The sequence below is a fragment of the Chromatiaceae bacterium genome (genome assembly GCA_016714645.1).
GTDB lineage: Bacteria > Pseudomonadota > Gammaproteobacteria > Chromatiales > Chromatiaceae > M0108.
Genome location: JADKCI010000001.1, coordinates 1,031,926 through 1,054,714 on the forward strand (window position 1 = coordinate 1,031,926; position 22,789 = coordinate 1,054,714).

The 22,789-nt window shown below is 65.5% G+C and carries 23 protein-coding genes and 2 pseudogenes; 19 read left to right on the forward strand and 6 right to left on the reverse strand.

All coding sequences use genetic code 11. From position 1 onward, the window contains the following. The first annotated feature begins 49 nt into the window (after window positions 1-49). The 13 genes from urtB to IPN92_04835 all read left to right on the forward strand — a co-directional run bounded on the left by urtB (window position 50) and on the right by IPN92_04835 (window position 12,707). Window positions 50-1,645: an urea ABC transporter permease subunit UrtB gene (gene urtB / locus IPN92_04775; GenBank protein ID MBK8637616.1), complete on the forward strand. Its 1,596-nt coding sequence runs from the start codon at window positions 50-52 to the stop codon at window positions 1,643-1,645. Then, window positions 1,642-2,742 carry an urea ABC transporter permease subunit UrtC gene (gene urtC, locus IPN92_04780; GenBank protein ID MBK8637617.1) on the forward strand — a complete coding sequence of 367 codons (1,101 nt, stop codon included), beginning with the start codon at window positions 1,642-1,644 and terminating at the stop codon, window positions 2,740-2,742. Before urtB ends, urtC begins: the two co-directional genes overlap by 4 nt. Then, complete coding sequence (urtD, locus tag IPN92_04785) at window positions 2,739-3,578, forward strand: urea ABC transporter ATP-binding protein UrtD (protein ID MBK8637618.1); 840 nt, start codon at window positions 2,739-2,741, stop codon at window positions 3,576-3,578. The genes urtC and urtD overlap by 4 nt, the downstream gene beginning before the upstream one ends. Continuing rightward, the gene (urtE, locus tag IPN92_04790; protein MBK8637619.1) at window positions 3,572-4,267 is read left to right on the forward strand and encodes an urea ABC transporter ATP-binding subunit UrtE; all 696 of its coding nucleotides are present in this window, start codon (window positions 3,572-3,574) and stop codon (window positions 4,265-4,267) included. The genes urtD and urtE overlap by 7 nt, the downstream gene beginning before the upstream one ends. Next, on the forward strand, window positions 4,264-5,238 hold the full coding sequence (locus IPN92_04795) for an urease accessory protein UreD (protein ID MBK8637620.1): 975 nt from the start codon (window positions 4,264-4,266) through the stop codon (window positions 5,236-5,238). The genes urtE and IPN92_04795 overlap by 4 nt, the downstream gene beginning before the upstream one ends. 38 nt (window positions 5,239-5,276) lie before the next feature. Beyond that, on the forward strand, window positions 5,277-5,579 hold the full coding sequence (gene ureA, locus IPN92_04800; protein MBK8637621.1) for an urease subunit gamma: 303 nt from the start codon (window positions 5,277-5,279) through the stop codon (window positions 5,577-5,579). Between the two features lie 17 nt (window positions 5,580-5,596). Continuing rightward, entirely contained in the window at window positions 5,597-5,905 is a 309-nt protein-coding gene (locus tag IPN92_04805; GenBank protein MBK8637622.1) for an urease subunit beta, read from the forward strand. Next, on the forward strand, window positions 5,905-7,608 hold the full coding sequence (gene ureC, locus IPN92_04810) for an urease subunit alpha (GenBank protein MBK8637623.1): 1,704 nt from the start codon (window positions 5,905-5,907) through the stop codon (window positions 7,606-7,608). Before IPN92_04805 ends, ureC begins: the two co-directional genes overlap by 1 nt. Window positions 7,609-7,617: 9 nt before the next feature. Continuing rightward, on the forward strand, window positions 7,618-8,136 hold the full coding sequence (ureE, locus tag IPN92_04815; GenBank protein MBK8637624.1) for an urease accessory protein UreE: 519 nt from the start codon (window positions 7,618-7,620) through the stop codon (window positions 8,134-8,136). A 3-nt stretch (window positions 8,137-8,139) separates the two neighbouring features. Further along, window positions 8,140-8,832: an urease accessory protein UreF gene (locus IPN92_04820; GenBank protein ID MBK8637625.1), complete on the forward strand. Its 693-nt coding sequence runs from the start codon at window positions 8,140-8,142 to the stop codon at window positions 8,830-8,832. Between the two features lie 11 nt (window positions 8,833-8,843). Next, on the forward strand, window positions 8,844-9,464 hold the full coding sequence (ureG, locus tag IPN92_04825; protein ID MBK8637626.1) for an urease accessory protein UreG: 621 nt from the start codon (window positions 8,844-8,846) through the stop codon (window positions 9,462-9,464). A gap of 210 nt (window positions 9,465-9,674) precedes the next feature. Next, on the forward strand, window positions 9,675-11,048 hold the full coding sequence (locus tag IPN92_04830) for an AAA family ATPase (protein ID MBK8637627.1): 1,374 nt from the start codon (window positions 9,675-9,677) through the stop codon (window positions 11,046-11,048). A gap of 78 nt (window positions 11,049-11,126) precedes the next feature. Continuing rightward, window positions 11,127-12,707, forward strand: coding sequence for a Fic family protein (locus IPN92_04835; GenBank protein MBK8637628.1), 1,581 nt, complete (start codon window positions 11,127-11,129; stop codon window positions 12,705-12,707). A 97-nt stretch (window positions 12,708-12,804) separates the two neighbouring features. On the opposite strand, the gene IPN92_04840 is transcribed toward IPN92_04835, so the two are convergent. From IPN92_04840 to modA, 5 genes and pseudogenes are all read right to left on the reverse strand, one after another. Beyond that, window positions 12,805-13,065 (reverse strand): hypothetical protein, encoded by a 261-nt coding sequence (locus IPN92_04840; protein ID MBK8637629.1) that lies wholly within the window; start codon window positions 13,063-13,065, stop codon window positions 12,805-12,807. Further along, a pseudogene (locus IPN92_04845) lies at window positions 13,054-13,250 on the reverse strand (hypothetical protein). The gene IPN92_04840 and the pseudogene IPN92_04845 overlap by 12 nt, the downstream one beginning before the upstream one ends. Before the next feature lie 305 nt (window positions 13,251-13,555). Continuing rightward, window positions 13,556-14,670, reverse strand: a pseudogene (modC, locus tag IPN92_04850) (molybdenum ABC transporter ATP-binding protein). Between the two features lie 40 nt (window positions 14,671-14,710). Next, window positions 14,711-15,382 carry a molybdate ABC transporter permease subunit gene (gene modB, locus IPN92_04855; protein ID MBK8637630.1) on the reverse strand — a complete coding sequence of 224 codons (672 nt, stop codon included), beginning with the start codon at window positions 15,380-15,382 and terminating at the stop codon, window positions 14,711-14,713. Between the two features lie 15 nt (window positions 15,383-15,397). After that, window positions 15,398-16,153 carry a molybdate ABC transporter substrate-binding protein gene (modA, locus tag IPN92_04860; GenBank protein ID MBK8637631.1) on the reverse strand — a complete coding sequence of 252 codons (756 nt, stop codon included), beginning with the start codon at window positions 16,151-16,153 and terminating at the stop codon, window positions 15,398-15,400. 206 nt (window positions 16,154-16,359) lie between these two features. On the opposite strand from modA, the gene IPN92_04865 reads away from it, so the two are divergent. From IPN92_04865 to nifM, 6 genes are all read left to right on the forward strand, one after another. Then, a complete protein-coding gene (locus IPN92_04865; protein ID MBK8637632.1) occupies window positions 16,360-18,498 on the forward strand; it encodes a CHASE domain-containing protein in 2,139 nt (712 codons plus the stop codon). After that, complete coding sequence (locus IPN92_04870; GenBank protein ID MBK8637633.1) at window positions 18,425-19,075, forward strand: GGDEF domain-containing protein; 651 nt, start codon at window positions 18,425-18,427, stop codon at window positions 19,073-19,075. Before IPN92_04865 ends, IPN92_04870 begins: the two co-directional genes overlap by 74 nt. 194 nt (window positions 19,076-19,269) lie before the next feature. Next, window positions 19,270-20,406 carry a homocitrate synthase gene (gene nifV / locus IPN92_04875; GenBank protein MBK8637634.1) on the forward strand — a complete coding sequence of 379 codons (1,137 nt, stop codon included), beginning with the start codon at window positions 19,270-19,272 and terminating at the stop codon, window positions 20,404-20,406. Between the two features lie 48 nt (window positions 20,407-20,454). After that, complete coding sequence (locus IPN92_04880; protein MBK8637635.1) at window positions 20,455-20,814, forward strand: nitrogenase-stabilizing/protective protein NifW; 360 nt, start codon at window positions 20,455-20,457, stop codon at window positions 20,812-20,814. After that, window positions 20,798-21,292, forward strand: a complete 495-nt coding sequence (locus IPN92_04885; GenBank protein ID MBK8637636.1) for a nitrogen fixation protein NifZ — start codon at window positions 20,798-20,800, stop codon at window positions 21,290-21,292. Before IPN92_04880 ends, IPN92_04885 begins: the two co-directional genes overlap by 17 nt. Next, window positions 21,289-22,194 carry a nitrogen fixation protein NifM gene (gene nifM, locus IPN92_04890; GenBank protein ID MBK8637637.1) on the forward strand — a complete coding sequence of 302 codons (906 nt, stop codon included), beginning with the start codon at window positions 21,289-21,291 and terminating at the stop codon, window positions 22,192-22,194. The genes IPN92_04885 and nifM overlap by 4 nt, the downstream gene beginning before the upstream one ends. 322 nt (window positions 22,195-22,516) lie before the next feature. On the opposite strand, the gene IPN92_04895 is transcribed toward nifM, so the two are convergent. Continuing rightward, a complete protein-coding gene (locus IPN92_04895; GenBank protein ID MBK8637638.1) occupies window positions 22,517-22,780 on the reverse strand; it encodes an RnfH family protein in 264 nt (87 codons plus the stop codon). Between the last annotated feature and the right edge of the window lie 9 nt (window positions 22,781-22,789).

Sequence of the window (22,789 nt, forward strand, 5' to 3'; positions counted from 1 at the left end):
CCCGGGCATGCCGATGAATCGGGTGGCCCCTCGCTAGCGAGAATATCCAATGCCCATGCTTGCCAGGCTCATGCTTGCCCTCTTGTTGACGACCGCGACCGCGGGCGTGGCCAGCGCGGCGAGCTTTGAAGAGGCCCTGCCTCTGCTGCTGGATGCCAAGTTTCCCGTCAAGGAGCAGGGCATCGAGCAACTTTCCCAAACCGGGGATGCCCGTCTCGAACAGCTCTTCCCGGCCTTGCTCAATGGCGAGCTTTACCAGCTCAAGTCCAACGCGAGTCTGGTGATTGGCCGCGGCAAGGAGGCCGACCTGGAGGTGACCGAGGTCATCAGCGGCCAGGTGGTCAGGGACGTCGGCCAGCAGGATCTGAAAAAGATCACCCTCAACAATCGGATGCGTGGCCAGCTCAAGGCGGCCATGGCCCGTCTGAATTTTAGTCACGCCGATCCCGGCAAGCGCCTTGCCGCCGTCAACAGCCTGATCAACGACCCGGACCCCGCGAGCCGCGCCCTCCTGTTGGAGCAGCGGAATCGGGAGACCGACGCCGGCGTCCAGGAGGCCATGGCCCTGGTCCTGGCGTTGATGGACTTGAGCAGCTCGGAACCCGAGACCCGGGTGGCGGCCATCCGGGGTCTGGAGGGCGCTTTGCACCCCCAGGTGCGCGGTGCCTTGACCAAGCTGCTGGAGCGGGAGACCGACCCCCGGGCCAAGAGCGCCGCGCAACGGGTCCTGGAAGGGACCGAGGCCCGTATTCGCTGGTACGCCACCCTTGAGACCCTCTTTTTTGGGCTCTCCCTGGGGTCGGTGCTGGTGCTGGCGGCCATTGGTCTGGCCATCACCTTCGGCGTCATGGGGGTCATCAACATGGCCCACGGCGAACTCATGATGCTGGGCGCCTATACCACTTACGTCATCCAGCAATGGCTGCCGGATCAGATCGGCATTTCGGTGTTCATCGCCATTCCCGCGGCCTTTGTCGTCGCCGGCCTGGTCGGCGTCCTGATCGAGCGCGGGGTGATCCGCTTCCTCTATGGCCGGCCCCTGGAGACCTTGCTGGCCACCTTCGGTATCAGTCTGATCCTGCAGCAACTGGTTCGGTCGGTCTTCTCCCCCCTCAACCGTTCCGTGGAGACACCGGCCTGGATGTCCGGCTCCTGGCAAGTCAACGATGTGCTGTCCCTGACCCTGAACCGGATGTATATCATTTTGTTCTGCCTGCTGGTCTTTGCCCTCCTGTTCCTGATTCTGAACAAGACCCGGCTGGGCCTGCAGGTACGGGCGGTGTCGCAGAACCGGGCCATGGCCCGTGCCATGGGGGTGCGTTCCCAATGGGTGGACGCCATGACCTTTGGCCTGGGTTCGGGCATCGCCGGCATCGCCGGGGTGGCCCTGAGCCAACTCACCAACGTCGGCCCCAATCTGGGGCAGAGCTACATCATCGATAGCTTCATGGTGGTGGTCTTCGGCGGTGTCGGTAATCTCTGGGGCACTCTGGTGGCGGGACTGGGGTTGGGCGTGGCCAACAAACTGCTGGAGCCCTGGGCCGGGGCGGTCCTGGCCAAGATCCTGGTGCTGGTCTTCATCATCCTCTTCATCCAGAAGCGCCCCAAGGGCCTCTTCCCGCAAAAGGGGAGGGCGGCGACATGATGCTGGCGCGACTGCTCAAAGGCGACCGGGGTGGCCAGGTCCTGCTGGGGGCCCTGCTGCTGTTGGCGATACTGGCGCCCATCCTGAATCTGGGACTGCCGCCGGAACATCCCCTGCATCTCTCCACCTATACCCTGACTCTCCTGGGCAAGTACCTCAGCTATGCCCTGCTGGCGGTGGCGGTGGATCTGGTCTGGGGCTACCTGGGCATCCTCTCCCTGGGGCATGGGGCCTTCTTTGCCCTGGGTGGCTATGCCATGGGCATGTACCTGATGCGCCAGATCGGTGACCGCGGGGTCTATGGTCATCCCGAATTGCCCGATTTCATGGTTTTTCTCAATTGGGAGGGACTGCCCTGGTACTGGTGGGGTTTCGACCATCTTGGGTTCGCGCTCCTGATGGTGGTGCTGGTCCCGGGCCTGCTGGCCTTCGTCTTCGGCTGGTTTGCCTTTCGTTCCCGGGTCACCGGGGTCTATCTGTCGATCATTACCCAGGCCCTCACCTATGCCCTCATGCTGGCCTTTTTCCGCAACGAGATGGGCTTTGGCGGCAACAATGGTCTCACCGATTTCAAGGACCTGCTGGGCTTCGACCTCCAGGCGGACAGCACCCGGGTCGGCCTCTTCCTGACCTCGGCCCTAGCCCTGGCGCTGGGTTATCTGGCCTGCCGCGCCGTGGTCCTCTCCAAACTTGGCCGGGTGGCCATGGCCATTCGCGACGCCGAGGAGCGGACCCGCTTCACCGGTTATCGGGTGGAGTATGTGATGCTCTGGATCTTCACCTTCTCCGCCGTGCTGGCGGGGATCGCCGGGGCCCTCTATGTCCCCCAGGTCGGCATCATCAACCCCGGGGAGTTTTCGCCCCTCTTCTCCATCGAGATCGTCATCTGGGTGGCGGTGGGCGGGCGCGCCACCCTCTATGGGGCGGTGGCCGGCGCCTTGCTGGTGAACTACTCCAAGACCTGGTTCACCGCTGCTCTGCCCGAGGTCTGGCTCTATGCCCTGGGCGCCATCTTCGTGGTGGTGACGCTCTTTCTGCCCAAGGGGCTCGCGGGCCTGGGGCGCTCCTCGCAACGGGCCGGGGAGGTCAGGCCATGAGACTCCTGGAAAAAACCCGCAAGCTGATGCACGGTCAGGGTTTGGATTGGTTCAAGCCCGATGTCACCCCCGAACTGGACATCAGCCATCGCACCATTCTCCATGTCGAGGGGGTGTCGGTGACTTTCGATGGCTTCAAGGCGATCAATAACCTCAACCTCTACATCGACGACGGCGAACTGCGCTGCATCATAGGTCCCAACGGTGCCGGCAAGACCACCATGATGGACATCATCACCGGTCGCACCCGGCCGGACTGCGGCAGCGTCTATTTCGGCCAGATCACCGATCTGCTCAAGCTCAGCGAGGCAGAAATCGCCAACGCCGGTATTGGCCGCAAGTTCCAGAAGCCGACCGTTTTCGAGAACCATAGTGTTTTCGGCAACCTGGAGCTGGCCATGGCCGCGGACAAGCGGGTCTGGCCGACCCTGTTCGCCCGGATCACCCCGGAGCAGCGGGATCTGATCGACCAGGTGCTGGAGACCGTTGGGCTGCTGAATCGGCGTGATCTCCCCGCCCGGGTCCTGTCCCACGGCCAAAAACAGTGGCTGGAGATCGGCATGCTGTTGGTGCAGCGGCCCCGGCTCCTCTTGGTGGACGAGCCGGTGACGGGCATGACTCATCAGGAAATGGACCATACCGCGGCCTTGCTGACCTCCCTGGCGGGGGAGCATACGGTCGTGGTGGTGGAACATGACATGGAGTTCGTCCGCTCCATCGCCCGCAAGGTGACGGTCCTGCATCAGGGTAGCGTGCTGGCGGAGGGGACCATGGACAAGGTGCAAAACGACCCCAGGGTCATCGATGTCTATCTGGGAGGGCCGGCATTATGCTGAGCGTTAAGGGCATCAACCAGTATTATGGCGAGAGCCACGCCCTGCGAGATCTGGACCTGGAGGTCCCCGCGGGCCAGTGCACCGTGCTCATGGGGCGCAACGGCGTGGGCAAAACCACCCTGTTGCAGTGCCTGATGGGGCTCCTGCCCGTGCGTACCGGGACCCTGGACTTTGCCGGTGTCGATCTGCTCAAGACCACGGCGGAACGCCGCGCCAATCTTGGCATTGGCTATGTTCCCCAGGGCCGTCAGGTTTTCCCCATGCTCACGGTGGAGGAGAATCTGCGGATCGGTCTGCCGGCGCGGCGGGACCGGCTGCGCCAGGTGCCAGGCTTCATCTACGAGCTGTTTCCGGTACTGAAGGAGATGCTGGGGCGGCGCGGCGGCGACCTCTCGGGTGGTCAGCAACAACAGCTCGCCATCGGCCGGGCCCTGGTTCTGGACCCTAAGTTACTGATTCTGGACGAGCCCACGGAGGGGATTCAGCCCAATATCGTCCAGGAAATCGGCGATATTCTGCGCCGGCTCAATCGCGAGGCCGGCCTGACCCTGCTATTGGTCGAGCAGAAACTGCCCTTCGCCCGCAAGGTGGGGGATCGGTTCGCTATCCTCGACCGCGGCCGATCCATGGCCAGTGGCGCCATGGCGGATCTTAACGAGACCCTGGTGAAGGAGTATTTGACCGTATGAGCACGAACTCCCGCCTTTCCTCCATCCCATCCCCGGCACAGGCACGCCCTCGTCCCCTCTTCCTAGACCGGGGGGCGGGTGCTGGCCCCAACCTGGCACCCAACGGCCGCGAGGCCGCGAACAGTCCAGCCCATCGGTTTGGCCCTCCGATCGGGGGCCAGACGGCAAGCCCTGGCTGGCAAGCCAGCCTGGAACTGGGCCTGAGCCCCTGGCATGGCCGGACCGCTCTCACCTATCGCCGTCAACGCGGGCCCCTCTCGGTGCAAAGGCCCTTCTATCCGGAAGGGGATGTCTGCCATCTGTATCTCCTGCACCCCCCCGGCGGGGTGGTGGGCGGCGATGGCCTGGAGATCCAGATCAATCTGGAGGCCGACGCCCGCGCCCTGGTGACCACCCCTGGGGCGACTAAGTTCTATCGCAGCGCCGGTGATCGAGCGCATCAATTCACCACCCTGCGTCTGGGCTCTCATGCCACCCTGGAATGGCTACCCCAGGAAAATATCCATTTCACGGGGGTCCGGGCCTCGCTCAAGACCCGGGTTGAATTGACCCCGAGCTCCCGCTTCCTGGGCTGGGAGTGTCAATGCCTGGGCCGTCCCGCGCTGGCCGAGGGCTTCGACAGCGGGGATCTGGATTGCCAGTTCCAACTCTGGTTGGATGACCGGCCCCTCCTCCTGGAGCGGCTGCGGGTCACGCCCCACAGCCGGCGCGGGGCCGCGGGGCTGCGTGGCCTGCCGGTAACGGCGACCCTCCTGGCCACGCCGGCGGGGGCGGCCGAGTTGGACTGGGTGCGATCCCAGTTGGATGAAGCCCTTACCAGCGGCGTCACACTCCTGGATAATCTCCTGGTGGTCCGTTATCTGGGCGATTCCACCGAGGAGTGTCGCAACCTCTTCACCCGGATCTGGGCCGGACTGCGTCCCCCGGTGCTGGGGCTGGAACCCTGTCCCCCTCGCATCTGGGCTACCTGAACCCTGATCCCCCCGCGCGATGCCGTGCAGGAGAAGCCGTGGAACTGACCCCCCGAGAAAAAGACAAACTGCTGATTTTCACCGCCGCCCTTTTGGCCGAACGCCGCAAGGCGCGGGGACTCAAGCTCAACTACCCGGAGGCGGTGGCCTACATCAGCGCCGCCATTCTGGAGGGTGCCCGCGATGGCTGTAGCGTCGCCGAGCTGATGGACTATGGCCGTACCCTGCTGAGCCGCGAGGAGGTGATGGTGGGCATCCCCGAGATGATCATGCAAGTCCAGGTCGAGGCGACCTTTCCGGACGGCACCAAGCTGGTGACCGTGCATGACCCCATTGTTTGAGCCCAGCGGAGCTTGCCATGATCCCAGGTGAAATCCGGGTCCTGCCCGGCACGATCGAACTCAACCCTGGCCGGCCAACCCTCCGGCTGCGGGTGGCCAATCACGGCGACCGGCCGATTCAGGTCGGTTCCCACTACCACTTCCAGGAGACCAATCCCGCCCTGGTCTTTGATCGCGCGGCCGCCCGCGGCTTCCGCCTCAATATCGCCGCCGGCACCGCGGTCCGCTTCGAGCCGGGTCAGACCCGCGAGGTCGAGTTGGTGGCCTACGCTGGTGACCGGATCGTCCAGGGCTTCAATGCCCAGGTCATGGGGAGGTTGGACTGATGGCAACGATCAGCCGGCGGGCCTATGCCGAGATGTATGGCCCCACCACGGGCGACCGGGTGCGCCTGGGGGATACCGAACTCTGGATTCAGGTGGAAAAGGATTACACCCTCTATGGAGAGGAGGTGAAATTCGGTGGCGGCAAGGTGATCCGCGACGGCATGGGCCAATGCCAGAGACCCGCCGCCGAGGTGGTAGACCTGGTTATCACCAATGCCCTGATCCTGGATTACTGGGGCATCGTCAAGGCCGACCTGGGCATCAAGGGCGGGCGCATCGCCGCCATCGGCAAGGCCGGCAACCCCGACGTGCAACCTGGGGTCACGATCCTGGTCGGGCCGGGCACCGAGGTCATAGCCGGCGAGGGCCAGATCCTGACCGCCGGGGGGATCGATAGCCACATCCATTTCATTTGCCCCCAGCAGGTGGAAGAGGCCCTGATGTCGGGCGTTACGACCATGCTCGGGGGCGGCACCGGGCCCGCCACCGGCACCAACGCGACCACCTGCACCCCGGGACCCTGGAACCTCCACCGCATGCTCCAGGCCGCCGAGGCCCTGCCCATGAACCTGGGTTTCCTGGGCAAGGGCAACGCCAGCCGGCCCGAGCCCCTGGTGGAGCAGGTCGCCGCCGGCGCTATCGGGCTCAAGCTGCACGAAGATTGGGGCACGACCCCCGCCACCATCGACAACTGCCTCACGGTGGCCGAGGCGCTGGATGTCCAGGTGGCCATCCACACCGATACCCTCAACGAGTCCGGTTTCGTCGAGCAGAGCCTGGCGGCCATGAAGGGCCGCACCATCCACACCTACCACACCGAGGGTGCTGGCGGGGGTCATGCCCCCGACATCATCAAGGCCTGCGGCGAGTCCTGGGTGCTGCCCTCCTCGACCAACCCCACCCGCCCCTACACCGTTAATACGGTGGACGAGCATCTCGACATGTTGATGGTCTGCCATCACCTGGACCCCAGCATCGCCGAGGACGTGGCCTTCGCCGAGTCGCGCATCCGCCGCGAGACCATCGCCGCCGAGGATATCCTGCATGACCTGGGGGCCTTCTCCATGATCGCCTCCGATAGCCAGGCCATGGGCCGGGTGGGGGAGGTCATCTGCCGGACCTGGCAGACCGCCCATAAGATGAAGGTCCAGCGCGGCAGCCTGGCCGGCGACCCGGCTCATCATGACAACCGGCGGGCCAAGCGCTATATCGCCAAATACGGCATCAACCCGGCCATCACTCATGGCATCAGCCACGAGGTGGGTTCGGTCGAGGTCGGCAAACTGGCTGATCTGGTGCTGTGGCGGCCCGCCTTTTTTGGCGTCAAGCCCAGCCTTATCATCAAGGGCGGCATGATCGTGGCCGCGCCCATGGGCGACCCTAACGCCAGCATTCCCACCCCCCAGCCCGTGCATTACCGGACCATGTTCGGCGCCCTCGGCGGTGCCCGCCTGGCGACCCGCATGACCTTCATCTCCCAAACGGCGGCGGCCGCCGGGATTCCCGCCCAATTGGGCCTCGGCAGCCTGATCGGGACCGTGGCCCACTGCCGGGGCCTGCGCAAGTCGGACATGCGCCTCAACGACTACCAGCCGCGGATCGAGGTGGATGCCCAGACCTACCAGGTGCGGGCCGATGGGGAATTACTGGTCTGCGAGCCGGCCACCGAACTCCCTCTGACCCAGCGCTATTTCCTCTTTTGAGGGGGGAGCATGATTCGCCTGACCCAAAAATTGACCCAGGCGGCCCAGGCCGATGCCACCCTGACTCTGCCCCTGGCCAGCCGCGTCAAAAGCCGTTTGCGGGTCACCCTGGACGATGGCCGCGAGGCGGGGCTTTTCCTGGAGCGTGGTGGCCTCGGTCTCAAGGATGGCGATCTGCTGGGCGATGAGGAGGGGCGGGTGGTCCAGGTGCGGGCGGCGCCCGAGACCCTGTCGGTGGCGGACTGCCGGGATCACTTGCTGTTGGCGCGGGCCTGTTATCACCTGGGCAACCGGCATGTTCCCGTCTGCATCCAGGCCGACCGGCTGAGTTACCCCCACGACCCGGTGCTGGATGCCATGGTGCGGGGCCTGGGTCTGGCGGTGCGGGTCGAGCTGGGCCCCTTCGAGCCCGAGCCCGGGGCCTACGCCAGTGGCGCCGGTCATGCCCACGGCCCGGCCCAGGCCGACTCCCACGGCCATACCCATGATGACCCTGCCCACCCTCATTCCCATGCTCCATCCCACTGATCCGTGAGCGAGTCCTGGCCGGAACCGGCCGATCTGGCCCTGATCCGGCTCCTGCAATTGTGCAGCGGCAGCCTGCCCATCGGCGCCTTCAGCTTCTCCCAGGGCATCGAGTGGGCGGTAGCGGCCGGCTGGATCCGGGATCAGGCCAGCCTGGGCGATTGGCTGAGTGACCTGGCCACCACCAATCTCGCCTCCGTGGAAATCCCCCTGCTGGCGCGGCTCTATCGCGCGGTCGAGGTGGGCGATGCCCTGGCCCTGGACCAGGGGTGCCAGTGGCTCCTGGCGAGTCGGGAAACCAGCGAATTGCGTGACGAGGAGCGCCAGCGTGGCCGCGCCCTCGCCACCCTGCTGGTGGACCTGGAGCTGCCCCGGGCCCGGGAGTGGCGGCCCAGCCTGGCCGCTTGCCAGAGCGCCGGCTTCGCCCTGGCGGCGGTCGGCTGGGGCATCCCCTTGCCCCAGGCCGCTCTGGGCTTTGCCTGGGGCTGGCTGGAAAATCTCATCCTGGCCGGGGTCAAGCTGGTCCCCCTGGGGCAGACCGCGGGCCAGCGGCTGCTGCGGGACCTGGGTCCCGTCCTGGTCGGCGCCGTGGGCCGGGGCCTGACCCTGACGGACGCCGAGGTAGGGGCCTCGGCCCCCGCCCTGGCCATCGCCAGCAGCCGCCATCCCCAACAATATTGCCGCTTATTCCGATCCTGAGAGAGGACGCCATGAATCCTGACAAGCAACCCCTGCGTCTGGGCGTCGGTGGCCCGGTGGGCTCCGGCAAGACGGCCCTGCTGGAAGCCCTCTGCAAGGCCCTGCGTGACGACCTGAGCCTGGCGGTGGTCACCAACGACATCTACACCCAGGAGGATGCGCGCATCCTGACCCAGGCCGGGGCCCTGCCGGCGGAGCGCATCCTCGGCGTCGAGACCGGGGGCTGCCCCCATACCGCCATCCGCGAGGACGCCTCCATGAACCTGGCGGCGGTGGAGGATCTCTGCCTGCGTTTCCCGGACCTGGACCTGATCTTCATCGAGAGCGGCGGCGATAACCTGGCGGCGACCTTCAGTCCGGAACTGGCGGACCTGACGATCTACGTCATCGATGTGGCCGAGGGGGAAAAGATCCCCCGCAAGGGCGGGCCAGGCATCACCGCCTCGGACCTGCTGGTTATCAATAAGATCGACCTGGCGCCCTATGTGGGCGCCTCCCTGGAGGTCATGGCGACCGACAGCCGCCGCATGCGCGGCCCCCGGCCCTTCGTCTTTACCAACCTGAAAACGGGCGAAGGGCTGGATGAGGTAATCCGCTTCATTCGGCATCAGGGGATGCTGCCCACGGGTTGAGGCTCAGCGGGCTGCCGGCGCCGATCATCTGACGCCCGGTGACTTCACCACCGAGGTGCAGCGTGAGCGACTTGCCCGACCAGCCTGACGCCGGAGAGGCTGCTTCAAGGGCTTCAGGATGAAGTAGCGTTGAAGAAAGACCGGGCGCTTCGCCCGGGTGGGATAGGGTTTCTGGAACCGGTGTAGCGCTATACTGCGGCGATGACCACCATGACCCGCAAACGCCTTCCCATCGGCATCCAGACCTTCCAGAAGATCCGGGAGGACGATCATTACTATGTCGATAAGACGCCGTTTGCCTGGAAGCTGATCGAGGAGGGTACCCATTACTTCCTCTCCCGGCCGCGTCGGTTCGGCAAATCGCTGTTCCTCGATACCTTGGGGGAACTCTTTGCCGGTAACGAACCCCTGTTCCGTGGCCTGGCGATTCATGACCGCTGGGACTGGTCGCGCCGCTTTCCGGTCATCCGGCTCAGCTTCGGTGGCGGTGTCATGCGCGATGCGGCGGAACTGGACCTGAAAATCCGCGAATTACTCACCATCAATCAAGAGGCCCTGGGGTTGAACTGCGAACAGCCCAGTATTCCTGGCTGTTTCGGTGAGTTAATTCGCATGGCCCATGCAGCGACCGGTGAGCGAGTGGTCGTCCTGGTTGACGAATACGACAAGCCCATTCTCGACAACCTCACCGATCCGGACACGGCGCGGACGATGCGCGACGGCCTGCGCAATCTCTACTCGGTTATTAAGGATTCAGACGCCCATGTCCGCTTCGCCTTCCTGACCGGGGTGAGCAAGTTCAGCAAGGTCAGCCTGTTTTCCGGCCTCAACAATCTCAACGACATCACCCTTGATAGCCATTACTCGGCCGTCTGCGGCTATACAGAGGGCGACCTTGACCAGGTCTTCGCGGCCGAACTGGAGGGCCTGGATCGTAAGGAGATCCGGACCTGGTATAACGGCTACAACTGGACGGGGGAGGCGGTCTACAACCCCTTCGACCTGCTGCTGCTGTTTCAGAAACGCAAGTTTCATCCCTGGTGGTTCGAAACCGCCACGCCGACCTTTCTCGTCGAGGTGCTGAAAGAGCGGCAGACCTGGTTGCCCGACCTGGGGCGGATCGAGACGAGTGCCGATCTGCTCTCCACCTTCGAGGTGGATGACATCCCCACCGAGGCCCTGATGTTTCAGACCGGCTACCTGACCATCGACACCGAGGAAGTAATCAGCGGGACCTATTTTTACCGCCTGCGTTACCCCAACCGCGAGGTTTACCAGAGCCTCAACGGCGCCCTGTTGCGGGTCTGGACCCGGGATACCCAGGCGGAAGTCCACAACCGCAAATCCCTCTACCGGCTGCTGCTGGCCAATGATTTTGCCGGGCTGGAGGCCCTCTTTACCGCCTTCTTCGCCAGCATCCCCAGCGACTGGTATCGCAACAATCCCATCGCCCGCTACGAGGGCTACTACGCCAGCGTCTTCTATGCCTACTTTGCCTCCCTGGGCCTGAACATCATCCTGGAGGACAGCTCGGACCCTGCGTGCCGGGATAGGGGGATGGGAGGTTATGAGTTTGGAGCATGATCAGGAATAATTGGTGCATTGGATGCCGATTGTTATCATTTTTACGCATCATTGACTATTTTTGCGCACTCTGAGCCGATGCCTGTCCAGATACCTGACACGATGAACGATGGGATTGGCGGGGCTTGGCTGGTGACCGCCTATGGCTTGGAACTGGTCATGCCGCTCAAGGTCGTCAGCCGGATTGGGGGGCGGCGGGTGACGAAAAGCGTCGCGGGCGTCACGGCGGAAACCTTCGTGGCGGCCATGCGACCGGTCGCGACCTGGCGTGGTCACCTGACCTTTCACCTCAAGCATGAGTTGCCCCATCTGGAGCTGCTTTACCGATTATTCGAAAGAATCGAGGGCAGTGAAGTCGCTGACTGGGTAGCAACCGAACCCACGGGCCAATACGCCCGCCGGGCGGGTTTCCTCTACGAATTCCTCACGGGTCGGCAACTGGACATCAGCGTCGCCGTCGGCGGCGGTTATGTCGATGCCATCGATAGTCATAAACTCGTGGCAGCCTCCAAGGGACGGGAGGTATCTGAACGGCGATGGCGGGTTCGCAATAACCTGCCAGGTACCCGTGCCTTTTGCCCCGTGATCCACAAAACGCCCGAGGTTCTGAGCGCGATGGCCCTGGACGTGCCGGCGCTCCTCCATGACCTGGCGGTCGAATTTGGCGATGAGTTGCTTTTGCGTTCAGCGGTCTGGATGACGCTGCGCGAAAGTAGGTCCAGTTTCGCCATCGAAGGCGAGGGCAATCAAGCCGGTCGCATTCAACGTTTTGCGGATGTGCTGGCACGCCGCGCCGGCCAGGGTGACTGGCCCCTGGATGAAGCCGCGCTGGCCGGGTTGCAGGCCGAAATTCTGGGCCAGCGCACGTCCCTCGCCTCGTTCGGCATCCGCCAGTCACCCGTGTTCGTGGGGGAGGTGGTGCGCTTTCACCAGGTTGTCCATTACGTGGCGCCCCCGGCCGATGAGTTAGCCGCCATGTTAGAGGGCTTGCGCACCTTCCTGATGAGAACCCAAGGGCAATCGCCGGTGATGCGCAGTGCCGTGGCGGCTTTTGGCTTCGTCTATCTCCATCCCCTAGCCGACGGGAACGGCCGGCTGCACCGCTTCCTGATCAATGACCAACTGCGTAGGGATGGAGCGATCGCGGCCCCGATGATTCTGCCCGTTTCCGCCACGATCACCCGTGATCCGGCAGAACGGCGGGCCTATGACGAGATCCTAGACGAAGTTTCCCGGCCGATCATGAGCGCTCTGGCTGGTCGCTATGAGTTCGCCGCCCAGCCTAGCACCTATCCGGACGGCATCCTTTCCAATTTCATTTGCCGGGGGGACGATGTGGTCCGGCCGGCCTGGCGGATGCCGGATCTCAGTCGCCATGTCATCTACCTGGCGCAACTGCTCCAACACACCCTCCGCGAGGACATGCGGGAAGAATCACGCTCCCTGCGCAGCCATGGCTGGGCGCGACAGGCGATCAAGGCGGTCATGGAGATGCCCGACCATCAGATTGACCGGGTCATCCGGTCCGCGGAGGCCAATCAAGGTCAACTATCTCGGGTACTGGCCAAGGAAATCCCTGCGCTCGCCGAGGAGGGTATCTGGGAGGCGATCCGCGAGGCTATCCAGGATGCATTTCGGGAGGATAGTCCCGGTAGCTGAGATGCCGGTGATCTTTATTGACGAACTCAGGACCGAATCCATCCTGGCGCCGGGGCCAACCGCACCAGGCCTGATCTCGGGGATTGCTGGGTAACTCCTACTTCTGGCGGCAACTCCACCATCCGCCAGGCCAGGCCCAGAGCCAGCAGCAGTCCGGCGACGGCGGAGAGAGGGATGGCCAGCCAGCGAGACGGCCAAGGCTGGCGGCGTTGCCGGGGGTGACCAGGGTGGTCAGGCTGATGCCCTTGGCCCGCTCCTGCTCGATGAGCTGGATCAAGGCCCCCTGGTTGACCATGCCGACGTTGAAGTCGCCATCGGTGGCCAGTATGACCCGGTTGATGCCTGCCGCCCAAAGCACCTCATTGACCGCATCCGGGGTCTCAAAACCTCGGCTACGTCAGGATCGAGCACAACCACAAGGCGGGGTTCGGCTGGCAGTCCCGCAAAGCGGTGCGGCTTGGCCTTGCTGTAGTCGAAGCGGTACTCCTCCCGGAGTTCATCGGAGCCATCGGCCATCTGCTCAGTGACGGCGGTTTTTCTCATGGTCGCTTCGCTCCTGCGGGGTGGCTCGGCGTGCGCTCATGATTCGAAGCATTTTTCTGGCGGCTGTCAGAAGATTACCAACTCTGCCGATACCGCGCCGCCGCCGGGCGAAGACACGGGCGAGCAGCGTCTTGCCATAGCCTGCGGTGCCACTGATGCGCACCCGGAAAGGCGTCATTATTTCGGCATGATCCGTCTGTCGCCGACCCGCGTTTTGGGTCAAATTACCAAACGAACCCATTTTGCGGGGGCACGGAACCGGACGCCCAAGGGCTCGAAACAAGGCCAAACGCGTACTCATCCCCCTATTCCATCAAGGCCACGGCCTTGACCTGGGCATGGACCTGCTGACCGAGAGTCAGGTCCAGGCGGTCGCGGGATTGGCGGGTGATGCGGGCCAGGATGAAGGCTGTCGCGTCGGTCCCCTCTCGGGGCCCCAGGCCCAGCTTGACCAGCAGCCGGGGCCTTCGCTGGCGCCCATTTCCAGGATGCGGGCGGGCAGGACGTTGAGAATGCTGGAGGCGGTAGGTGCGCCAATGGCGATGCTGACATCACGGGCCTGGATGCGCACCCGGGCGCGGGCGCCGCTGGGTCGGGGTGCACCCGGTACCCAGAGGCGGGCACCGGGGACCTGGATGCGCAGGAGTTCGTACTCCGGGTCGTAAGCGAGTACCTGGCCGTCGAGGAAGCTGCTGACCTCGTTGTCGCGGGCCAGGGGCAGGTCGAGGCGCGACAGGATCTCCCGGGCCGGGCCCGCCGCCCGGATGCGGCCGTCCGCGAAGACCAGGATGTGATCCGCCAGCCGCGCTACCTCGTCGGGGGAATGGCTGACATAGAGGACCGGGATCGCCAGTTCGTCGTGGAGCTTCTCCAGATAAGGCAGGATCTCGGCCTTGCGCGGCGGGTCGAGGGCCGCCAGGGGCTCGTCCATCAGCAGCAGGCGCGGGCGGGTGGCCAGGGCCCGGGCGATGGCGACCCGCTGGCGCTCGCCGCCCGAGAGACGCTCCGGCATCCGGTCCAGCAGATGGCCGATGCCCAGCAAGACGATGATCTGGTCCAGCGCCACGGGGTGCGGCCCTGGGTGGGAACGGGCGGCCCGCCGTCGCCCATAGTCGAGATTGCGGCTGACCGAGAGGTGGGGGAAGAGGCTGGCCTCCTGGAAGACGTAGCCCAGGGGGCGCTGGTGGGTCGGCAGGAAGAGGCCGCGTCCGCTGTCCTGCCAGACCTCGCCCTTGAAGACCAGATAGCCCTGCCCTTGGGGCTCCAGCCCTGCGATACAGCGAAGGAGGGTGGTCTTGCCCGACCCCGAGGGTCCCAGGAAGGCCGTCACGCCCCGGCCGGGCAGGCGCAGATCCACCTCTAGGGCGAAGCCCGGCCAGCGCACCCTAAATTGGGCGATCACCGCCTCGGTGTCGGGGATGATGGGTGGTGGTGCGGAGGCCGGGGCGCTCATGTCCCGGTCAGGTCCAGGGCCGGCTGTTGCGGCTATAGAGCGCCAGCAATACCAGGAAGCTGAAGACCAGCATGCCGCCGGCCAGGACATGGGCCTCGGCGTACTCCAGGGCCTCGACATGGTCATAGATGGCGACCGACACCACGCGCGTCTGCTCCGGGATGTTGCCGCCGAGCATCAGCACCACGCCGAATTCCCCGACGGTATGGGCGAAGCCCAGGATGGCTGCGGTGACGAAACCCGGCCGGGCTAGGGGCAGGGCCACGGTGAAAAAGCGGTCCCAGGGCCCGGCGCGGAGGGTGGCAGCCACCTCCAGGGGACGGTCTCCGCAGGCGGCGAAGGCATTCTGGAGGGGCTGCACCACGAAGGGCAGGGAGTAGAAGACCGACCCCACCACCAGTCCCGCGAAGGTGAAGGGCAGCAGGCCAATGCCCAGCCACTGGGTGAACTGACCGATGGTGCCCTGGGGTCCCAGGGTCAGCAACAGATAGAAGCCGATGACGGTCGGTGGCAGCACCAGGGGGAGGGCGACCAGAGCCCCGATGACCCCTTTCCACCGCGAGCGGGTGCGCGCCAGCCACCAGGCAATGGGGGTGCCGACCACCAGCAGGATGAGGGTGCTGGTGGTCGCCAGCTCCAGGGTCAGCCGGATCGCGGCGAAATCGATTTGTTCCAGCAAGTTCCGGCCCCGACCCTATAGCTCGTAGCCGTAGGCCTTGATCACGGCCCTGGCCTGGTCGCTCCGCAAATACGCCATCAGGGCCTGGGCCGCGGGTTGGTCGGCGCCCCTCTTGAGCAGGACTGCGTCCTGCTTGATCTCCCCATGGAGTTCCGCCGGGACCCGCCAGAAGGAGCCACCGATCGGCTGGCCATTCTTCCACACCTGGGAGAGGGCGACGAAGCCCAGCTCGGCATTGCCGGTGGCGATGAACTGCTGGGCCTGGGTGATGTTCTCGCCGGTGACGAACTTGGGCTCCAGGGCGGTCAGCAGCTTCATCTTCTCCAGCACCTGGATCGCCGCGGCACCATAGGGGGCCGTCTTGGGATTGGCGATAGCCAGATGCTCAAAGGCGCCGCTCGCGAGGACAGCACCCTGGTCGTCAACATAGCCCTCCCGGGCCGACCAGAGGACCAGCCTGCCGATAGCATAGGTGTAGCGGCTGTCCGGGATAGCGTCGCCCTCCACGATCAGCCTGGCCGGGGTCTTGGCATCGGCGGCCAGGAAGACCGCGAAGGGTGCCCCGTTCTTGATCTGGGCATAGAATTTGCCGGTGGCGCCAAAGGAGAGGAGGGGGCGATGGCCGGTCGCGCGCTCGAAGTCGGCGGCGATCTGCTCCATGGGGGCGGTAAAGTTGGCCGCCACGGCGACCTGAACCTCGTCGGCCAGGCTATTGCCCGCCAGGATGGCCAGGCCGAGGGCGAGCAGGGTGTGTTTGCGACGAGGGGTCATGATGGGGGGTAACTCCAAGGGTTCGTGTTAGTCATCCACGGCCAGGATGACATGGGGGGCCTTGATGAGGGCGCAGGCACCGCCACCCTCGGCGAGACCCAGTTCCCCGAGACTCTTCAAGATAAATTAAGCGAATAACGATTGGCCGGCAACCATCAAGGCCAAGGGAAGCCATCGCGTCTGTACCCATGGTGTATCCTGAGCAAATGCCTGCCGAATTCCGAGACCTGAAGATGGACAGCCCCTCGCCAAGCGTCGGGGCTCCGGGTCTGCTCGCGCTCCTGGCCTTACCTTATGTTCTGCTCGGTGCCCTGGGCCTGCTGCTAGGTTCCCCTAGCCCCGTCTTTCCCTCCGCCGGCCTGGCCCTGGCGGCTCTGCTCTGGTTCGGCAACTGCGCCCTGCCCGGCATCTGGGTGGGGGCCCTGGTGCTCAATCTCGGTCTGCATTGGCTCGGCAAACCTTGGTTGGGGGATGGCGCAACCTTAACCCTGGTAGCAACCGCCGCCACCATCGCCACCGGCGCCAGCCTGCAGGCCTGGTGGGGAAGCTGGCTGGTCCGGCGCTGGCAGGGCGAGGCGTGGCAGGCACTGGCACGGGAGCAGGACACCCTGCGTTTCCTCCTCTTGGGTGGGGTGCTGGCGGGACTGGTATCCGCCTCCGTCGGCACCGCGGGTCTCGGCGCCTTCGGCCGGATCGATGTCACCGACTTGGCCTACACCTGGTGGACCTGGTATGTGGGGGATGTCATCGGCATCCTGGTCTTCGCCCCCCTGACTCTGGCGCTGCTGGAGGGACGGGACCCCTTGTGGCGAGACCGCCGGCGTCGCATCCTTGTGCCCCTGCTGATCACCCTGGCCCTGGCGGTCATGGCCTTCCACGGTGCCGGGCAGTGGGAAGTCCAGGAGCGGCAGGCCCGCCTGGCCCAGGTCGGCGAGGCCCTGGCCCGCGACATCGACAACCGCCTGCATACCCACCGCGAGGTCTTGTCTGCCCTGCGGTACTTCATCGAGGCCAAGCCCGACCTGAGCTTCGCGGCGTTCGAGCAGTTCACCCGCGCCACCCTGGCCGACAATCCGGATCTCCTCGCCCTGAACTTCAATCCCCTGGTCAGGGCCGCGGAACGGGAGGCCTTCGAGGCGCGCATGAGTCAGCAGGTGCCCACGGGCCGCTTCCAGATCCTGGAACGGGACGCCGAGCGACGCCCGGTGCCCGCCGGGATGCGGCCGGAGTATGCGCCAGTCACCTACATCGTGCCCTGGGAACCCAGCCAGGCGGTCCTGGGTTTTGACAATTTTTCCGAGCCGGTGCGCCGCGCCGCCACCGAACGTGCCAGCAATCACCGCCGCCTGGCGGTGGCCGTGCCCATTGATCTGGTGCAGGAGGAGGCCCGGCACAGCGGCATGCTGGAGATGCTCCCGGTCGAGGACCACCAGGTGACCGACGCGGCGGGCCTGCCCCGCCTGCTGGGCTTCGTGGTGGGGGTGGTCCGCATCGATCATCTGATTACCCTCGCCACCCAGGACAAGATCCCCGCCGGGTTGCAATTGCAAGTGACCGAGGCGGAGAACCCGGCCGCGTCCGCGCGTCAGCCCCTGCCGGCGGGGGCGGAGGAAGGGGTGATTTACCGCCCCGACGACCTCCCGGACCAGAACGGCGCCAGCCGCCACCCCGCGGATCAGTGGCGGGGGCACCTGCGGGTGGGCGACCGCGACTGGCGCCTGACCCTGAGTGCCACCCCGGCCTATCTCCGGCAACACCGTACCTGGGCCGCCTGGGGCGTCGGCGTGGTCGGTCTGGTCTTCGCCGCCCTGCTGCAGATCATGCTGCTGGGTTACACCGGCCGTGCCCACCTGATCCAGTTCCATAACACCGCCCTGGAGGCCGCCGAGGCCAGGCTGCGGGAACTCAACGTCACCCTGGAGCGGCAGGTGGCGGAGCAGACCGCCGAACTGCGCGCCACCAGGGACCGGCTCGAGGCCATGATCAGCGCCCTCCCCGATCTTATGTTCCGGGTGGATCGGGAGGGCGTCCTGAATACCACCGGCTTGACTACCTCTGTCACGCCGGATCTTTCGGCAAGACCGTCGGGTCCCCGGGGGGGGGCCGTCGGGGGGCGCCTCGCGGAGGCCGCCCGGCTGGGCACCAGGGCGCGACCTATGGCCCCCCAGGGACCTCGTGGTTCGAAGCGGGGGTGGCCCGGACGGGGGCTTTGTGCTGGCCCGAGATCACCGGGCGCAGGCGAGCGCCCTCAATGCGGAACTGGAGACCCGGGTGGCGCAGCGCACCGCCACCCTCCAGGCCGAGGTCGCCGAGCGCCGGCGGGTGGCGGAGGCCCTGCACGCTAGCGAACAACGCTATCGGGAACTCAACGCCGAACTGGAACGGAAGGTGGGGGAGCGCACAGTGGAGTTGCGTGATCTCATCCTGGAGCTCAACCGCCTCGCCACTACGGACAGCCTGACCGGGGCCTGGAACCGGCGGTACTTCGAGCAGGCTGCGGCCCTCGAGATCGCCCGGACCGATCGTTATGGCGGGCCCCTGGCCCTGCTCATGCTTGATATCGACCACTTCAAGTTACTCAACGACACCCACGGGCACCCGGTGGGGGACAAGGTGCTGGTCGAACTGTCGCAGCGGGTTCGCCCCCGGCTGCGCGCCACGGACCTTCTGGCCCGTTGGGGCGGCGAGGAATTCGTGGTGCTGCTGCCCCACTGCGGCAGGGAGGCGGCAGTCAAACTGGCGGAAAACCTCTGCCACCTCATCGCCTCCGAGCCGTTCCCCCCGGCCGGTCCGCTGACCGCCAGCTTCGGGGTCGCGGAGTTCCAGGCCGGAGAGACGCTGGATACCTGGCTCAAGCGGGTGGACGATGCCCTTTACGCAGCCAAGTCCGGGGGTAGGAATCAGGTCCGCCTGGCGACTTGATGTGGTTATTCCTAGGCTGATCGTGGACGCCGAGGACCGGATGACGGTACTGGCAGGCGTGGCGAGGGGGGAATTCGCCCCAAGCTTGATGTCGGAAAGCCGACAGGGCCTGGCCCTGGAACAATCAACCTCTTGATTAATAAAGGCGGCATGAGGCTTGCTAAGTATTAGCAAGTCGATTGAGGAGCCTCTCCATGCCACGCGCCGTCATCATCAACGATACCACCCTCCGGGATGGTGAACAGTCCGCCGGGGTGGCCTTCACCCGGGAGGAGAAGCTGGCCATCGCCCGGGGGCTCGCGGCCCTCGGCGTGCCCGAGCTGGAGGTCGGCATCCCGGCCATGGGGGAGGAGGAGTGCGAGTCCATCCGAGCCCTGGCGGCGCTGGATCTCGGTCCCCGGCTCATGGTGTGGGCCCGCCTGCTGCCCGCGGATATTGCCCAGTGCCGGGGGCTGGGAGTCGATCTGGTGGACCTGTCGGTACCCGTCTCCGACCAGCAGATGGCGAGCAAGCTGGGCCAGGACCGGGACTGGGTTCTGGGACAGATCCGGCGCCAGGTGCCCATCGCCCTGGATCTGGGGCTGGAGGTCTGCGTCGGTGCCGAGGATGCCTCCCGCGCCGATCCCGAGTTCCTCTGGATGGTCGCCGAGGCCGCCCAGGAGGCGGGGGCCAGCCGTATCCGTTTCGCCGATACCCTGGGCATGATGGATCCCTTCACGACCCTCGATAGCCTGCGGGACTTGCGGGCCATGGTCGATCTGGACATCGAGATGCACGCCCACGACGACCTGGGCCTGGCCACCGCCAATACCCTGGCCGCGGTCAGGGCCGGGGCGACGCATGTCAATACCACGGTCCATGGGTTGGGCGAGCGGGCCGGCAACGCGGCGCTGGAGGAGGTGGCCCTGGCCCTCAAGCACCTGCATGGGGTGGCGACCGGGCTGGACCTGTCCGGCTATGGCGAACTTTCCCGACTGGTCGCCCGGGCCTCGGGTAAGCCCGTCGCCTGGCATAAGAGCCTGGTGGGCGGGGGGGCCTTCACTCACGAGGCGGGCATCCATGTGGATGGCCTGCTGAAGGATACCCGTAACTATGAAGGCCTAGATCCCGCCGAGGTCGGGCGCCAGCATCGGCTGGTGCTCGGCAAGCATTCGGGCACCCAGGGGGTGTGCCATGCCTATGCCGAACACCTGAGCCTGGACCTGGCGCCCGAGCAGGCGGCCCAGGTGCTGCCCTTGGTCCGGCGCTTCGTGACCGCCACCAAGCGCAGTCCGGGGCGGCGGGACCTACGGCGCTTTCTGACCGAAATCGAGTATGCCAGCCTGCATTGAGGTGGCGGTGCCGCCCGGTCCCTTGAACCCTAACCCCCCGAGGAGATGATGATGACGGACGACTTCGAATCCGACCTCAAGGAGCTATCCAGCGCCGAGGATTTTCTCGACTACTTCGGGGTCAGCTACGACCCGCGCATCGTCCAGGTGAACCGCCTGCACATTCTCCAGCGCTTCCACGATTACCTGAACGATTACGACGAGATGCCGGACGCCGATGCCCCGCGCTTCGCCCTCCACGCCCAACTCCTGGCCAAGGCCTATCAGGACTTCGTGACCTCGGATGCCCGGACCGAGAAGGTCTTTCGGGTCCTGCGGCCGCGCCAGCCCCAGCGGGTGAGCCTCCCCCTCGGCGACCTCCAGCGTCGCGCTGACTCGGAGACGGATCGCCATGCGCCCCCGATTTGAAACGGGTGCCGAGGTGAGGGTCCTGCGCAATGTGCGCAATGACGGCACCTTCCCGGGTCTGGCCTTGGGCGCCCCCCTGGTACGCCGCGGCAATACCGGCTATGTGTGCGACCTGGGCCTCTTCCTTCAGGACCAGATCATTTATACGGTGCACTTTCTCGCCGAAGACCGGCGGGTCGGTTGTCGCGAGGAGGAGTTGCAACTGGCTAGCGAGCCCTGGACCGCCAGCCGCTTCGAGTTCCGTGACAAGGTCGCGACCCGCCTCCGGCTCGGCGTCGGCGGCCGCGTCCTGGTGGAGCGGGGCGAGGTCGGCGAGGTCATTAAGGTCTTGCGCGATACCCCGGAAGGGGTCGCTTATCAGGTCGTTTTCGCGGGTTGCAACACCCTGCAGGTGCCCGAATCCGCCCTGGCAGAGATCGCGGATGGGACCCCCGACCCCAGCCTGGCGCCCACCCTAGGTCAATCCCCACCCTCATGAAGGCCGTCCCCCCTGCCCCTATCGGCGCCCAGGAAGCTGGCGGAAAGGACAGCGATCCGCTCTATTGCTATCACCTCTTGCGGGCGGCCAGTGAGCGTTTCCAGAGGGATCCCCTGGGCCTGGACTCCCGGCGGCGGGAGGAGGTAAGTCGCCAGGCCCGGCGTACCCTCGAACTGGAAAACCTGGTGCTGGGTTCAGGGGAGGTGATCGGGGTGGTGATCCCGACCGAGCAGGTGGAAAACGCCGTGGGAGTGCTGCGAGCCCGCTATCCGGATGACACGGCTTTCAGCCTGGATCTGGAGCGTAACCACTTGACCCTCGCCGCCCTGGGTTTGGCGCTGCGCCGCGAGCTGGTCTTCGACGCCGTTATGCGGCGGGTTGCCGCTCGCCATCCCCCGGTCGAGGCGATCGATGCCCGCCTCTATTACGAGTTGCATCGAGATCGTCTCACCCGGCCGGAGCGGCGCACCGCGCGCCATATCCTGATTACTATCAACGAGGATTACCCGGAAAACCAGCGGCCTGCCGCCCTGGCCCGCATCGAGCACCTGGCCGATCAATTGCGGGTTCCCGGCATGGGGGGTGCCCGCCACTTTGCCAACCTGGCCGAGATCCATTCCGAATGCCCCAGCGCCCTGGAGCAGGGCCTGTTGGGCGAGGTCGAGCGTGGCAAGCTCTATCCCGAACTGGATGCGGTGCTCTTTAGCCTCCAGGAGAGCCATTTCGGCGGGCCCGTGGAGACCGAGCTTGGGTTTCACCTGATTTTATGCGAGCACATCCATGCCGCCACCGCCCCGGCCTTTTCCCAGATTCGCGATGCCATCCAGACGCGTCTGGTGGAACGCAGCCGGCGGGATTATCAAAAGGCCTGGCTGGCGGCACTCCGCGCGAGTCAGGCCTGACGGGTCTGGGATAGGGTGTAAGGTTGGCGCGGCCTGCCCTCACCGGTGAGCGGATGGCTTAATTTGCCACGCCGAAGCATCTGAGGCACCCGTGCAATGACCGAGTGGAATCCGCCCGCAACGCCCCCGCAAGACCTCGCTATCAAGAAGCTGCCGCGGCTGCCGGACACAGCGGTGCATGGCAAGCCCGCCGCCAACTCAGGGCGACCATGGCGTGTTGCAGGCCCACGCCGAGGGAGATCAGCCAGGGTGGCCGACCCGCGGCCATTCCTTCCGGGGTCCCGGTGTGAGAGAAGTATATAAATCAGGTAGTAAGCGGGCCTCAGTCCTGGTCCCGCCGCTCGACGGTCTCCGGATCGGCGATGATGGGGCGGTAGATCTCCACCCGGTTGCCGTCCGCGAGGGGCGTATCGAGCCGGGCGATCTTGCCGAATATACCCACCTGGTTCTGGTCCAGGTCGATTTCGGGAAACTGGATGAGTAGGCCGGAGCTCAGGATGGCATCCCGCACCCGGCTGCCCTCCGGCATATCCAGCTTGAGCCAGGTCTGCTTGAACTTATCCGTGTAGGCGACGCCGATGTGCATGGAAGGGTC